Origin of the sequence: Sphingobacterium nematocida (genome assembly GCF_900168125.1) — a bacterium.
GTDB lineage: Bacteria > Bacteroidota > Bacteroidia > Sphingobacteriales > Sphingobacteriaceae > Sphingobacterium > Sphingobacterium nematocida.
Genome location: NZ_FUZF01000005.1, coordinates 177,997 through 193,598, shown reverse-complemented (window position 1 = coordinate 193,598; position 15,602 = coordinate 177,997). Strand labels below are relative to the sequence as shown.

Genomic DNA, 15,602 nt, shown 5'->3' with positions numbered 1-15,602 from the left:
TGGAATACTCATGGGTGTTTGTGCTTCGCTAAACATGAGTATTTCATTAGTACAGTATCAATAGTATATTTTGTTAAGAGTTATCACTCCTGATTAACGTGCAGAAAAATACTCTGCCAAAGGACCTAATGTCAGAGCTGGGAAAAAAGCCAAAGCGGCAACAATAATGATAACGGTAAAAATCATCAGACCAAACGTACCGGTATCTGTTTTCAATGTTCCTTCTCCTTCAGGAATAAATTTCTTCTGTGCCATCAATCCCGCAATCGCCACAGGACCTATAATGGGTAGAAAACGACTTAAGATCAACACTATCCCGGTACTGATATTCCACCAAGGGGTATTATCTCCCAATCCTTCAAAACCACTCCCATTATTAGCCGATGACGAGGTATATTCATAAAGTATCTCACTAAAACCGTGAAATCCCGGGTTATTCAATGTATCTGCAGTTAACTGCGGAAATGCTGTAGAGAGGCCAGTACCGACAAGAATAAGAAATGGGTGAATCAGTGCGACAATCATAGCGATCTTCATCTCCCGTGCTTCCACTTTTTTCCCGAACAGTTCTGGAGTCCGTCCTACCATCAGACCACTTATAAAAACAGCGAGTATCACAAAGACAAAAAAGTTCAGTATACCTACACCTACCCCTCCATAAAAACTATTAATCATCATGGCCAACAGTTCATTCATCCCTGATAGCGGCATTGTACTATCGTGCATACTATTCACCGAACCTGTGGAAATAACAGTAGTAGCAATACTCCAAAAACCCGAAGCTGCCGCCCCAATCCGCATTTCCTTCCCTTCCATAGCCCCAAGACTATTATTAATTCCCATGCCCTCTATTGCAGGGTTTCCTTTCATCTCCATATACACATTGGGTATCACCAACAGTAAAAAACCAAATGTCATCACTGAAAACATCATCCATGAAAAACGAAGACGCTTCGTAAAATATCCAAAAGCAAACAACATAGCCAACGGAACAATCATCTGCGCCATCATCTCCAACATATTCGTCAGGTAAGTAGGATTTTCAAGAGGGTGAGCTCCATTCGTACCAAAGAATCCGCCCCCGTTCGTCCCTACATGTTTTATAGCGACAAAACCGGCTACCGGTCCACGGGAAACCTCAATAGTATCACCCTCCAATGTCTGCATTGTATCCTTACCGTCGAATGTCATCGGCGTACCTTGAAAAATCAAGACTATCGCTACAAAAAATGAAATAGGCAATAAGATACGTGTACAGGACAACATAAGGTAATTATAAAAGTTGCCCAATTTATCCGCGGTTTTATCTCGAAAGGCCCTAAACACCACCACCGCTGCCGCCATACCCGTACCCGCACTCACAAACTGCAAAAACATCAACCACAATTGTGCTAAGTAACTCACTCCAGTCTCACCAGAGTAATGCTGTAAATTACAGTTCACTACAAAAGAGATAGTCGTATTAAATGCCAAATCAGCAGACATGCTAGCGTTATTATCCGGATTCAACGGTAGCCCACCCTGTGTCATCAATAGTACCATACCTATAATAAACCATAGCATATTGATAGTCAGCATCGCAACCATCTGTTGTTTCCAGCCCATCTCCTGCGATGGATTGATACCACTGATCTTAAAAACGAATCTTTCAAGAGGTCCCAAAACACCGTCAAACAAGGTTTTATCACCACTATAAACCCGAGCTATGTATCTGCCCAATGGAATAGCCAGAACTACGGTCAGTAGGAAAAGAATTATAATACTTAATATTTCTGTGTTCATATATTTATATTTTTTAAAGCATCCGTTATCTAAAACTTAAAACTTCTCTGGGTTAAGCAGTACATAGGCGATGTATATAAATACCGCAACCGCTATTATAAATAGGATACTCATAGTCTTGATTTTTGAATTTGATTCTCAATTACCTGTTGTTGATACACCCCCTGTAGCTGATATGGAATACGTCCATACAACTGTTCCCATTGCTGTTGGTCACACTGTCGTCTGAAGCTCTCAAATGCGCGTACTACCAAGTTTTCAATCAGATAGCGTACATATTTATTCCCTTTTTGATATACCTGTCCTAAAAACTGTATATGCATACAAGCATCCGTTAATCGATTGTTCAACAATAGTGTTCTCAAAAAATTGACTACAGCCTGTAGGACACCTGCAATGTTGTGCTTCTTTGAAAGTAGTACTATCTCTTCTTCGATCTCTCTGCAATCGTGCGCTAGATAGTTAGCCATGTTGTCTTCATTTACCCTTCTCATTTCACTTAGTTTTCTAAGATAACTTTCAAATATTCCTTTCGTAGTTCCCTGGGCAACAAGGCCATATGCAGCTTTAGACTAGCTGGACATTCTTCTCGAATCAGTTCACTCAGAAATTCGTTTTCAATAGCGTTTTTGGTGTATCTATTGCCACTTTGATATAAGAGATTGACCACCTTACCAATATCCTCTACCCATTGTAGATCTTCATCTGTTCCGATATGGATTCTATCCATACACGAGCAGGCCAACCGCCGCAGCAGGTCATAATCAGACTCATCTTCACTTGCTGGCTGGATTCCTGGAATCCATTGCATCAGCGTGTTTTTAATTTTGGTTTCCATTTTTACCGTCCCCATCATTTAGATATTCTCGAAAAAAGAGACAGACCTGAACAATAACCAAAAACAGATAAGCCCCACAGTTAATAAAATAATTGATAACATATTTTTCTTTGTTTACACCTTAATGCCAAAGTTTATTCCAAGTGAAACACAACAACAACAAGCAGCTGTATATCAACCAAAAACAAGCAACAAGATTTGTATAGCAACAAAAAAAGCCTATCAAAATGATAGGCTCTTTCTCAAAATGAGTTAGTTTTATTTAAATATGATTTACAATTTGTACTCGTCTATTTTCCGATACAGGGTAGCTATGCCAATTTGTAGAAGGCGTGCAGCCTCAGCTTTATTACCGCCCGTATGCTGTAGTACTTTGTAAATATGGATACGTTCTATTTCGGCCAAGGCCATAGAAGAGGAGCTATTCGTTTTTAAACCGTCGTACTGCATTTCTAAAGGCAATGTTCCTACATCTACACTATCATTATCTGCTAAGATTACACTTCGTTCGATAACATTCTTCAGTTCTCTGATATTACCTTTCCATTCATTTTTCTCCAGCACCTCTAAGTATTCAGGACTCAGGGACAGCGGCTTTTTACCCGCCTTGAGTGAAAATTCCTGAATATAATATAACGCCAGTCCCTTCAAGTCCTCCTTCCGGTCACGCAGAGCCGGGAGATGAATTACGAAAACCGAAAGTCTGTAAAACAAATCACTACGGAAGGTATCTTTAGCAATCTCTTCTTCGAGGTTCCGATTGGTAGCAGCTATAATACGCACATCCACTTTTGTAGGTTTAGAATCTCCCACCTTTAAAAATTCACCTGTTTCCAGTACCCGCAGTATTTTGGCCTGAAGTTCAAGAGCCATCTCTCCAATCTCATCCAGAAATATAGTGCCCCGATGTGCTTCTTCAAATAATCCCTTTTGATCTTTATTTGCCCCAGTAAAAGCCCCAGCACGATGTCCGAAAAGTTCATTTTCCAAAAGCTCACGGCTGAATGCCGAACAGTTTATAGCAACAAAACTTGATTTCGAACGCGTACTCTCTTGATGTATAGACTGTGCAAAGACCTCTTTGCCAGTTCCCGTTTCTCCCGTGAGCAATACCGTTGTATCCGTAGCAGCTACTCTTTTCGCTAAATCAATAGTCTGTTGTAAAACTTTAGATTTACCCACTATTTTATCAAAAGAATATTTTTTCACCAATCTATTTTCCAATTGATTGACCTTCTTCGCTAAGGAAGCTTTATCATTCGCTTTGTATAAGAGTGGAATTATCTTATTATTATCGTCACCTTTGGTAATATAGTCGAAGGCACCATTTTTTATAGCTTGTACACCATCGGGTATATTTCCATAAGCCGTCAATAAGATGACCTCTACATAAGGGTATTTTTCCTTAATAAACTTTACCGTATCCACACCACTGCCATCAGGAAGTTTCACATCACAGATCACCACATCGATATCCGTAGACTCCAACCGTTTCAATCCCGATTTAATATCTGCTGCCTGAAAAACTTCAAATCCCTCCAAACCGATAATTTTGGCCATCAGCTGTCTTAGCTTGTCTTCGTCGTCAATGATTAGTACCTTATTCACTTCATGTTTATTTGAATACGAAGCTATTAAAATTCTATCTATTCCAACAACATTCTCTATTAAAGATTTGGAAGTCATCCCTTCCTCGTTATATCCTAATCCCGCAGAATATTACTATTTTTAGTCGTCATCAGAAATCTAAGTATTTATAATCATGAAGCAAACAGATAGTGCGCAGAAACTAATAGGAATTAACCAACTAGACACCATGCTATTAGTGGATGATTATCAAATACCGCTATACCAGATTTTACTAATAGACAGGGACACCGTTGCCCAAGTCGACTTTACAGCATATAATATTCCAGCACACTCGATCCTATTTCTTAGTCCTTATCAACACCTACAAATTCATCACGCGCCCCATTTATCTTACAGACAGCTTACCTTTCACGGAGATTATTACTGCATCGAATACCACAAAAAAGAAGTAGCCTGCAACGGCATACTATTCAACAACATTTATATACAACCTTATGTAACCGTTGGGACATCCCTATTTAACGAAATAGAACAGATATACCAAAAAGTAGCAGATGAGATCTCCTTATCTCCAAGCAATTCGGACTCCATTATAAAAGCCTATTTACAGCTTTTATTAGCACTCTGTAGCAAAGAGAAAAAGTTGATAATGGAAGGCTTTAGTCCGTTAGATCATACCAACAATACCACGGGCAACATTTTCCAAAAACGGCTAGAGGAGTTCTTTCGTACTCAAAAGTCGGTACAGTATTATGCAGATCAAGCGAATATAAATTTGGATAGCTTCAGCAAAAAAATCAGACAACAGCTCGGAAAATCACCATCTTTACTTATTCAAGAACGCACTGTTTTAGAAGCAAAAAAACTACTCCACCTCACCCATCTACCTATCAAAGAGATCGCAGAAACCCTAAATTTCAACGACGAATATTATTTCAGTCGATATTTTAAGAAAAATGTTGGCATATCCCCCTCCCAATACAGAGAAAAGGTCGGCATATCCATCGTTGCAAAATAATCTATGGTATAGTCGAATTTGTCCATTCCATGCGTGCTATCTATCGCATAATTTTGGGTACACCAAAAGAAAACGACAGCTATGCGATACACCTTAGAGTTTCTAGCAAAATCACAATCCAACTTCATACATTTAATGCGTATCAGCATCTTTATTGTAATGGCTTGGATAGGCGGGTTAAAAGCTTTCCAATATGAAGCCGACGGTATTGTACCCTTTGTCGCCAACAGTCCATTTATGAGCTTCTTCTATCAAAAATCAGCCCCGGAATATCAAACCTATAAAAACCCAGAAGGCAAAACTGTTCAGAAGAACATAGATTGGCATCAGACAAACGGGACCTATGCATTTTCGTATGCACTCGGCTCGGTCATTGTTGTCATCGGCCTTCTCACCTTAGCAGGAATATGGTCTGCAAAGCTGGGGTTGATAGGCGGAATACTGACTTTTGGCATGTCCTTAGTCACCTTATCCTTTCTTGTTACCACCCCCGAAGTGTACGTTCCCAATCTCGGGGGCGACTTCGCTACTCCCCACTACGGATTTCCCTACCTATCGGGTGCAGGTAGATTGGTACTAAAAGATATCATCATGCTCGCAGCTGGTCTAGTGGTAGCATCCGATTCGGCACAGCGTCTCCTCAAAAGCTGCAGTTAAACTTTTTAAACCCACAAAACACAAAAAACCAAATAACTAATTACAATTGCAATAGATATAATCTATGCAATAATTCAAGGCAGCACCTTCTGTTTTCCCTATTTTAGCAAGGCTTGAAAGGAAAAGTACATTCTCCGGCTAAGCTTTCAACGGCTATTTTAAAAAGTGTAGATCAGATACGTGAATAAAAATACGCCATTGCCAAACATAATTTAAAAGCCTCCAAAGGGTTCATATTTTAACTTTATCGTAAGCGATGACAAAACTTATCAATTTAAATGTCTTTAAAGACTTTTTTCAATCAAGTAATGCAGGCGGGATTATTCTATTTATCTGTGTTATTATCTCCATGATTTTAGCAAACACCGATTTTGCCGTTCCATTGCAAAATATTCTTGATCATCCTATCGGATTTGAGAACGAAAGTGTTCATCTCCGCTACCCTATCCTTCTCTGGATCAACGACGGTTTAATGGCTATTTTCTTCCTTCTAGTTGGCTTAGAGATCAAACGGGAGATTGTAGAAGGAGAATTGTCATCTCCTCAAAAAGCATCTTTACCTATTTTATGTGCCATAGGCGGAGCCGTAGTACCAGCCATCATATACCTGGGCCTCAATGCCGGACAAGAGACCGCATCAGGCTGGGGAATTCCAATGGCGACAGATATCGCTTTTGCGTTAGCTGTGATCAATCTATTGGGCAACCGTATTCCAAGCAGTTTAAAGATATTTCTAGCTGCTCTAGCTATTGTTGACGATTTAATAGCCATCCTCGTCATTGCATTTTTCTATTCCTCAGGCATCGAGACAACCTACCTATTGTATGCAGCTATTGGCCTCATGGTTCTGATCATCATGAATAGAATGAACGTGCTCAATCCTTATCTATATCTTATACCAGGAATATTTATTTGGTATTTTGTCCACCATTCGGGCATACACGCTACGATTGCTGGTGTATTGGTAGCCATGACTATCCCTACCAACGATACAGATACAGAGTCCCCTTTAGAGCGTCTTGAGCATGCGTTGACCAAGCCGGTCAACTTCCTCATCATCCCACTGTTCGCCTTTGCCAATACAAATATCACGCTAGAAAGCGAAATGCTGGCTGGACTAACATCTTCACTGGGATTAGGTATCTCCTTGGGACTATTATTGGGCAAACCAGTAGGTATCCTGTTAACTTCTTATCTATGTACAAAACTAAAATTAAGTAGTCTACCAGAATGTAGCACCTGGCGTCACATTTTGGGAGTAGGTCTCTTAGCCGGTATTGGCTTCACCATGTCCATATTTATAGCCATCCTTTCTTTTGGTGACCCATTACATGTTTCTGAAGCCAAGCTTTCCATTTTAATAACGTCTTTATTGGCCGGGGTTATCGGTTATCTGACCTTGATTTCGGGCAAAGCCTCTTCGAATAAAAGTCTGAAATAAATTAAATACAGCGCGATCTATCGACAACGTAATTCGACAGATCGCGCTGTATCATACATCAACATTACATTTCGGCTTTACTCACCCGTACCTTATCCGAATTGAGTTTCGTCCGCAACCAGTTCTCCAAAGTTTTTACGGACTCTGCTCCCAAATCTTTCTTAGCACCATACAGCAGTACATCTTCATGATAGCTGCTATCTACATTCACCACGACCAACTGCTTTCCGATAGAAAACGGAGCTAGATCCGGAAACAAGATATTGATCTCTTGAATCAGCTGCTTATCGTCAAAGGTATAACTAGCCAATTGCTTCCTTAAATTCTGAATGGTGAGGTCTTTTTCAGAAACATTATACGACTGCCTATTTATTTCTTTCAGGATATCCTGTTTCAGATCGGTACTATCCTGTCTGATCCGCAACTCTGTATCTCCTATCTGATAGGCTTCCAGCCTATCGTTCAGTAGGATCAACTCCTGGTTTGTAAAGCGTTTATCCAAAAAAGCCAATTCAATTTTCTTCGGACGGCTGTTAAAACTTATCTTTTCATAAATCAACGTATACCCTTTATCGATTAATTCACTTTTGATAAACCGGTCTGCATTTTGAACGTATTTTTTTTCTTGCAACAGCGCATAAGCCAAATAAGAACTTGGCACCAACATAACCAGTATTAATAAAGATATGATTCGTGTTATCCGCTTTTCCCGTTCCTCATCAACAAATTTCACTTTAGGATACTTCAATAGCTTTACAATCAGAAATGTTGAAATACAGATAAAAAAACAATTTATCGTGTACAGGTATAGGGCACCTGCAAAGTAACTGATATTACCTATTGCCAACCCATAACCTGCTGTACATAATGGCGGCATCAATGCTGTCGCAATAGCAACTCCCGGAATGGGGTTTCCTTTCTCCACCCTCGTAATAGCAATAACGCCTACCAAGCCACCAAAAAAGGCAATCAATACGTCATAAATATTCGGTGAGGTACGGGCCAAAAGTTCAGATTGCGCATCTTTAAACGGGCTCAATACAAAATATAAAAAAGATACCAAAAGACTCACCAATGTAGCGATGGCCAGATTTTTTAAGGACTTTTTCAACAACTCAAAATCGTACGTACCTAGTGCAAATCCCGCACCTACAATAGGTCCCATCAATGGCGATATTAGCATAGCCCCAATGATAACAGCTGTCGAGTTCACATTAAGTCCGACCGATGCAACTACAATAGCACAGGCAAGAATCCACAGGTTAGCCCCCCGAAAAGATATATTAGACAACACATTCTCCAGGACTTTCTCTTTAGAATCCTCTCCTTGGTGTAAATTAAAAAAATCATAGATTTTATTCATAAATCACATATTTATCAATCCCACCATATTATAGAATTGTAAACGAATATATGTATATTCTGAAAAACAACAAAGACAGCCCAGATATTACAAAAGCATTATGTTTTCAGCACACATATTCGTATTTTGTAATCTGCAAAAGGAATCTTCCTATTCATTAGCCATGTTGTAATAAAATGAACTTAAACTTAGATAGCCCACATTTACGCACCAATATATTAACAGGTGAAAAAGTATTGGTATCTCCTCAAAGAAATAAACGCCCTTGGCAGGGACAAATCGAAGACATTATTGTCGACGCCATGCCTCCACACGACCCTAACTGTTACTTATGCCCCAATAACTCGAGAGCCGGAGGAGACAACAATCCAGATTATAAAGACACCTATGTATTTATCAATGATTTTTCGGCACTGTTAGATAATACTATTGACGAGCCCATTGTAGAACCAGCAGACACAAAGCACTTATTACAAGCTACTCATGAAAGAGGTATTTGCAAGGTTATTGTTTTTAGTCCCCGGCATGATTTAACATTACCCGAAATGGAACTAGACAAAATAACGGCAGTGGTTGATCTTTGGCAAAGCGAATTTATAAGTCTACAGCAGATAGAATGGATCAAATACATACAGATATTTGAGAATAAAGGGGCTATCATGGGATGTAGCAATCCACACCCGCATGGCCAGATATGGGCACAGCAGTCGATACCGACTGAAATTGAAAAAGAAACCTATCGTCTTGAAAAATTCTACCAGCAATACAAGAAATCCCTTCTTTCAGATTATCTTGAACTCGAGTTAAGAGAACAAACACGGATAGTCATCGAAGGCCTTCATTTTGCAGCAGTAGTTCCATTTTGGGCATCCTGGCCTTATGAGACATTGATTATCAGCAAGAGACATATACAACACATCGGTCAATTTACAATAGAAGAAAAAAATGACCTAGCCAAAATCCTTCAAGAGCTGACCATACGTTACGATAATATTTTTCAGACCTCATTTCCTTATTCTGCAGGTATGCACCAGTCTCCGGTCAATAGCGGAGCATACACCGGTTGGCACTGGCATATGCATTTTTACCCACCATTGTTGCGATCTGCAAATATCAAAAAATTCATGGTTGGTTACGAAATGTTGGCCAATCCTCAACGCGATATTACACCAGAGTCTGCTGCCGAGATATTACGTAACCAGTCAACCATACACTACAAAAGCACCCGATAATAAACCATGTACAACACAGCATACCTTAACCAACAGTTTGTTCAGCACTTTCAAGTCGCCCCTACCTGCATCGCCAGTTCACCGGGACGTATCAATCTTATCGGCGAACATACCGATTACAATGAAGGCTTTGTTTTTCCAGCTGCAATAGACAGATACATTTATGTCGCATTATCAGCAAGAGAAGACAATGAAATTCATATCTTCTCAGCCGCCTACAATACTTACTTTAAAACTACACTGCTTCCTGAGACCTCGGAGACAGCACCTGAATGGGCCAAGTATATATTGGGGGTCGTACAACTAATAAACGGCAAAAAAAGTATAAAATCGGGTATCAACCTCTTTCTAGACGGAGACATCCCTCTTGGGGCAGGCCTGTCCTCGTCGGCCGCGCTAACCTGTGCTACAGGTTTTGGAATCAATGCACTTTTTCAACTGGGATTATCGCGTTTAGAAATAGCACAAATAGGACAGCAGACCGAGCATAGATACATAGGGGTCAATTGCGGTATTATGGATCAATTTGCCTCTGTTATGGGCAAAGAAAACCAAGCTTTTGTCCTAGACTGTAAAGACCTATCATACCGTTATTTTGAATTACAATGGCCTGAATATGAAATTCTCCTTCTCAATAGCAATGTGAAGCACAATCTCGCCTCCTCAGCATACAACAAACGTAGAGAAGCCTGTGAGCAAGGCGTCGCATGGGTAAAAGAAAAGTATCCTGAAGTAAACACCCTACGCGATATCAATCTACAGCAGTTGGACGACATAGTTCGTCCTCTATCCGAGGATATCTTTATAAAATGTAGATTCGTTATCCAAGAAAACCTACGAGTACAGCAAGCCAGCGACGCTATTCAACGTAAAGACATCACGCAGTTTGGCAGGCTTCTTTATGAAGCACACTGGGCCTTGAGTAAGGATTATGAAGTCAGTTGTGCCGAGTTGGACTTTTTGGTGCACTTTGTACAAGGGCTTCCCGAAGTAGCAGGCGCCCGTATGATGGGCGGTGGTTTTGGAGGCTGTACCATCAACATTATCAAAAAAGGTAGTTCAACAGCACTAATCGATAAAATAACCACCGCTTACTTCGATCGATTTGGAAAGTCCCCTTCGCCAATACAAGTAAAACTAAGCAACGGGACCTCACTATTAGAATATTAAAATCAAAAAGTAATACGTATATTTCCATTCAGAACAATCTAACCAGACAACCTTTATATAAACCCACAATGGCTATTCAAGATTATATCGTTTTTTTAGTGTATTTCATTATCGTGGCAGGTTATGGAATATATATCTACTTCAAGAAAAAATCTGCTATCGAAGGTTCCAAAGACTATTTTTTAGCAGAAGGTTCTTTGACGTGGTGGGCTATCGGTGCCTCCCTGATCGCTTCTAATATCTCCGCCGAACAATTTATAGGTATGAGTGGCTCTGGTTTCAAAATAGGGTTAGCTATAGCCACCTACGAGTGGATGGCCGCTGTTACTCTATTAGTTGTAGCGGTATTTTTTCTTCCAGTCTATCTAAAAAATAAGATCTTTACCATGCCACAATTTCTCCATCAACGGTACAATGGGACCGTTGCTTTAATTATGGCGGTCTTTTGGTTATTACTCTATATCGTTGTCAATCTCACCTCCATACTTTTTCTTGGCGCTCTTGCGGTATCCAGTATTTCAGAATTAGACTTTAATCTATGCATGTATGGGCTAGCCATATTTGCGATATTCATCACCCTAGGCGGTATGAAAGTAATCGGGTATACCGATGTTATACAAGTATTCTTTCTAATCTTTGGCGGACTGGCCACCACCTATTTGGCCTTAGATTTAGTATCCAGCCACTTCGGGGGCGCTGGCATTTTGGACGGTTACCGGCATGTCACGACCCATGCCTCAGAACATTTCCATATGATATTACACCCCGATAATCCCAATTACATAGATCTACCCGGACTAAGTGTCCTGATCGGAGGTATGTGGGTGATCAATTTAAGCTATTGGGGCTGTAATCAATATATTACCCAACGGGCCTTAGGAGCAGACCTTTCGACTGCACGGAATGGGCTTCTATTTGCGGCCTTTTTAAAACTTTTAATGCCTATTATCGTTGTTTTGCCAGGCATTGCTGCTTACGTACTCTATAAAGAAGGACTCTTTCAACAAGAAATGACCAGCGGTGGAGAGCTTAATCCGGATCGGGCCTACCCTGTACTCCTGAATCTTCTCCCTACAGGACTTAAAGGCTTGTCCTTTGCAGCATTGACCGCCGCCGTCGTCGCTTCTTTAGCAGGAAAAGCAAATAGTATTGCCACTATATTCACACTAGACATCTACAAAAACCTCTTTCATAAAGAGGCTTCAGAAAAAAAACTAGTCAACATCGGTAAGATAACAATTGTAGTCTCTATGCTATTAGCCGTAATAATAGCCCCACACTTAGGAATAGACAAAAAGGGAGGCTTTCAATATATACAAGAATACACCGGATTTGTGTCTCCCGGGATTTTCGCCATGTTCTTATTGGGTTTCTTCTGGAAGCGCACAACCTCCAACGCGGCTTTGTTTGCGACGATCGGAGGTTTTCTATTTTCTTTGCTTCTTAAATTTTTACCCAAAATGGTAGACCTGTCCTTCTTAGCGTCCGCCGGATTTGCTGTTCCGGTCAACGGGATCTATGAAATACCGTTTATAGATAGAGTTGCTATCGTATTTATTACCTGTTTAATAGGAATGTATCTAATAAGTATATATGAAAACAAAAAAGGAGTGATACCAAAGGGGCTTGAAATAGATATAAAGATGTTCAAACTCGACCGTTCGTTTGCCGTCGGTGCATTATTGGTATTAGGCATTACAGCAGCTTTATATACGTTATTCTGGTAACATCACATGCTTACCAGAGCTCGCTTAACACATAAATAAAAATAAATTTGCATTTGTGTAAAAGATACACTATCTTTGTGGTATCATAATTTAGGTTTATAATTGGTTATAAAGGTTTTCATTCTCCCCGTTTGAAAACCTTTTTTTATGCCCCTATTTTCACGGTTTACCCCCTATTTTGTAAAGCTTCTTTATAGGTACGCAATGCCCGTTCTCTCGCAAAAACATGTTCGACAATACGATTCATTGACTTTGATTCAAAATCAGGATTCCAACGTCTTACGTAACTTAAGTCCTTATCAAACTTTCTAAGCTGTTCATCCGGATTGAATACCCGAAAATACGGAGCCGCATCACAACCACATCCCGCCGCCCATTGCCAATTCCCTACATTTGCACTACAATCGTAATCCAATAGCTTTCCTGCAAAATAAGCTTCCCCCCAACGCCAATCAATCAAAAGATGCTTGGTCAAGAAGCTAGCGACCACCATCCGCACCCTATTATGCATAAATCCTGTCTCATTCAGTTCGATCATACCAGCATCAACCAGCGCATACCCCGTCTCTCCTTTACACCACCGTTCGAATTCCGACTCCTCATTGCGCCATGGTATCGACTCGTATGCCGATTTAAAACATTGACGTTGCGACTGCGGATAGTGAAAGATAATCTGCATAAAAAACTCGCGCCAAATCAGTTCATTCAGCCATACTGCATTCCAACGCTCAGCCATTGCCACACATTCACGAATGGAGATAGTTCCAAATCGCAAGGCAATTCCAATTTTGGTAGTGGCATCCAATCCCGGAAAATCCCGATCCCTATCGTAATCTTTGATATCTTGCCCTTCCAATTTAGGCTTCACATAATGAATGTCCGTCTTTTGAAAACCAATATTCGCCAGTGTAGGTACATCTTTAAAAGGAAGACTTTTAAACCCACCAGCAGCTATTTCAAATGGAATCAAATCACGCGCAGACAATTTAGTTTTCCATATCCGACTGTATGGAGTATACACCGTATAGGGTGTTCCATCCTTTTTTAAGACATCAAATTCCTCAAAGATCACCTGATCTTTGTAGGAATTAAATCCTATCCCCTCATTTTTCAACCAAGCTCCAACTTCAATATCTCTTCCAACGGCATCGGGTTCATAATCTTTATTGCAGTACACCTTATCTATGTTAAACAGCTGTGTCAACTCCTTAAAAATATCAAGAGGCTTTCCTATATATACATAAATATCCGTACCTAATATCCTTAACTGCTCCTGTAGCGAGCATAAGGCTTGATGAATATAATCCACCCTCCGGTCCTCGGCAGTCGGCAATTTAGATAATATATCACGATCAAAAATAAAGATGGGGACCACCTCTCCCCCCTCATTCAAGGCCCTGCATAAACCATGATTATCCTCCAACCTCAGGTCTCTACGAAACCAAAATAAATTCACTTTCTCCTGCATTCACTCCTTAGGTTTAATACCCATATTATCTTTGTCTGTTAACTCCTTAATCTTCATAAATTGTATACTTTTTACGCATCAGCTTATACTTGGCCAATCCATCTGCCCAGCTGGCGCGTATCTCTTTCTCACTAATACCTCTCTCAATCTGTAGACGTAAATCATCTACGCCCGACAAGTTTTCAAAACGACCGATCTGATCTGAAAAACTTTGGTCAAAGAATTTATCCTTTTCAGGCGATTTTTCATACAACTCCATAATCCATGCTAAATTAAGCTTTTTACCCTTTACCAAGCTATGAAGGTCATATCCGCGTAAATCCAACCCATAACACTTTTCATTCATAAACAGCGGTCTCTCACTCATGCCTTTCTTGCTCACCGGCGTAAAAGAAAAGCTATATATACCTTTGTAAGCAGGGCTGCCAATAACTGTAAATGGATAATCAGTACCTCTGCCATGATTCACTTTAACACCTTCAAACAGACAGGTACTCGGATACAAAAGAATACTTTGTTCTGTATTTAGATTAGGCGAAGGACTCACGGGCAATTTATACAACATATGGTGCGCATATCCTTCCACAGGAATAATCTTTAATTTGCACTTCTTCGCAGTTGACATCCAGCCCTCCCCATTTATCATCTGTGCAAACTCCGCTATCGTCATACCGTGGGCTATGGGCACCGGAAATTGACCTATGCCCGACCTGTGCTTCATATCCAGGATAGGTCCATCGATCAGATACGCGTTCGGGTTAGGCCGATCCAGGATCAACAATTCTTTACCCTGCTCTGCACAGGCTTCCATGATATCGCGTAGCGTATTGATATTCGTATAAAAACGTACCCCCATATCCTGAACATCAAATATAAAAACATCGATATCGGCAAGATCTGCAGCAGAAGGCTTCCTTTTACTGCCATACAACGAAATAATCGGTATTCCCGTCTTTACATCCACCTCATCACTCACCTCTGTACCATTACTCGCATTACCTCTAAAACCATGTTCTGGTCCGAATATCTTAACGATCTTCACTCCTACCTTCAATAGACTATCGACCAGGTGCTGCTTTTTAATAACGGTAGAAAGATTTCCCAAAATAGCGACACGCTTGCCTTTCAAATAAGGAACATAGCTTTCTGTCCGCTCAGCCCCAGTCCGAATCCGGTCGTTACAATAATCCAAAGACGTTTGCGCCTTTAATCCCCATATAGTCCAGAAAAATAGACTAAAGAAAAATACTATTTTAAAATTCATCGCAATCTTGATTTAATTTGTTCCTTAAACCTAAAAAAAAAATCCCTTATCT

At 40.3% G+C, this 15,602-nt stretch carries 14 protein-coding genes; 6 read left to right on the top strand and 8 right to left on the bottom strand.

The genetic code is table 11. From position 1 onward, the window contains the following. Positions 1-93: 93 nt before the first annotated feature. The 5 genes from kdpA to B5X76_RS08510 all read right to left on the bottom strand — a co-directional run bounded on the left by kdpA (position 94) and on the right by B5X76_RS08510 (position 4,228). Entirely contained in the window at positions 94-1,782 is a 1,689-nt protein-coding gene (gene kdpA / locus B5X76_RS08530) for a potassium-transporting ATPase subunit KdpA (protein WP_079642681.1), read from the bottom strand. Between the two features lie 36 nt (positions 1,783-1,818). Then, positions 1,819-1,896 carry a potassium-transporting ATPase subunit F gene (locus tag B5X76_RS22445; protein WP_079642702.1) on the bottom strand — a complete coding sequence of 26 codons (78 nt, stop codon included), beginning with the start codon at positions 1,894-1,896 and terminating at the stop codon, positions 1,819-1,821. Continuing rightward, positions 1,893-2,276: a DUF7674 family protein gene (locus B5X76_RS08520; protein ID WP_079642680.1), complete on the bottom strand. Its 384-nt coding sequence runs from the start codon at positions 2,274-2,276 to the stop codon at positions 1,893-1,895. Before B5X76_RS08520 ends, B5X76_RS22445 begins: the two co-directional genes overlap by 4 nt. Before the next feature lie 5 nt (positions 2,277-2,281). Further along, entirely contained in the window at positions 2,282-2,620 is a 339-nt protein-coding gene (locus B5X76_RS08515; RefSeq protein WP_139375243.1) for a DUF7674 family protein, read from the bottom strand. A gap of 273 nt (positions 2,621-2,893) precedes the next feature. Beyond that, on the bottom strand, positions 2,894-4,228 hold the full coding sequence (locus B5X76_RS08510) for a sigma-54-dependent transcriptional regulator (protein WP_079642701.1): 1,335 nt from the start codon (positions 4,226-4,228) through the stop codon (positions 2,894-2,896). 154 nt (positions 4,229-4,382) lie between these two features. Between B5X76_RS08510 and B5X76_RS08505 the strand changes: the two genes are divergently transcribed. The 3 genes from B5X76_RS08505 (at position 4,383) to nhaA (ending at position 7,326) form a co-directional block, all read left to right on the top strand. Continuing rightward, positions 4,383-5,228 carry a helix-turn-helix domain-containing protein gene (locus B5X76_RS08505; protein WP_079642678.1) on the top strand — a complete coding sequence of 282 codons (846 nt, stop codon included), beginning with the start codon at positions 4,383-4,385 and terminating at the stop codon, positions 5,226-5,228. Between the two features lie 81 nt (positions 5,229-5,309). After that, positions 5,310-5,885: a reactive chlorine resistance membrane protein RclC gene (rclC, locus tag B5X76_RS08500; protein ID WP_079642677.1), complete on the top strand. Its 576-nt coding sequence runs from the start codon at positions 5,310-5,312 to the stop codon at positions 5,883-5,885. Between the two features lie 256 nt (positions 5,886-6,141). Beyond that, positions 6,142-7,326, top strand: a complete 1,185-nt coding sequence (gene nhaA / locus B5X76_RS08495; protein ID WP_079642676.1) for a Na+/H+ antiporter NhaA — start codon at positions 6,142-6,144, stop codon at positions 7,324-7,326. A gap of 64 nt (positions 7,327-7,390) precedes the next feature. Here the strand turns inward: nhaA and B5X76_RS08490 are convergent, their stop codons facing one another. Further along, the gene (locus B5X76_RS08490) at positions 7,391-8,689 is read right to left on the bottom strand and encodes a DUF389 domain-containing protein (RefSeq protein ID WP_079642675.1); all 1,299 of its coding nucleotides are present in this window, start codon (positions 8,687-8,689) and stop codon (positions 7,391-7,393) included. A 176-nt stretch (positions 8,690-8,865) separates the two neighbouring features. Here B5X76_RS08490 and B5X76_RS08485 point away from each other — a divergent pair, with 176 nt between their 5' ends. The 3 genes from B5X76_RS08485 to B5X76_RS08475 all read left to right on the top strand — a co-directional run bounded on the left by B5X76_RS08485 (position 8,866) and on the right by B5X76_RS08475 (position 12,818). Then, entirely contained in the window at positions 8,866-9,921 is a 1,056-nt protein-coding gene (locus B5X76_RS08485; protein WP_079642674.1) for a UDP-glucose--hexose-1-phosphate uridylyltransferase, read from the top strand. A 6-nt stretch (positions 9,922-9,927) separates the two neighbouring features. Continuing rightward, positions 9,928-11,091: a galactokinase gene (gene galK, locus B5X76_RS08480; RefSeq protein WP_079642673.1), complete on the top strand. Its 1,164-nt coding sequence runs from the start codon at positions 9,928-9,930 to the stop codon at positions 11,089-11,091. A 68-nt stretch (positions 11,092-11,159) separates the two neighbouring features. Further along, a complete protein-coding gene (locus B5X76_RS08475) occupies positions 11,160-12,818 on the top strand; it encodes a sodium/sugar symporter (protein ID WP_079642672.1) in 1,659 nt (552 codons plus the stop codon). Positions 12,819-12,984: 166 nt separating this feature from the next. Here B5X76_RS08475 and B5X76_RS08470 read toward each other — a convergent pair whose 3' ends face one another. Then, complete coding sequence (locus tag B5X76_RS08470; protein ID WP_079642671.1) at positions 12,985-14,286, bottom strand: cryptochrome/photolyase family protein; 1,302 nt, start codon at positions 14,284-14,286, stop codon at positions 12,985-12,987. A gap of 46 nt (positions 14,287-14,332) precedes the next feature. Beyond that, on the bottom strand, positions 14,333-15,550 hold the full coding sequence (locus B5X76_RS08465; protein ID WP_079642670.1) for an exo-beta-N-acetylmuramidase NamZ family protein: 1,218 nt from the start codon (positions 15,548-15,550) through the stop codon (positions 14,333-14,335). Between the last annotated feature and the right edge of the window lie 52 nt (positions 15,551-15,602).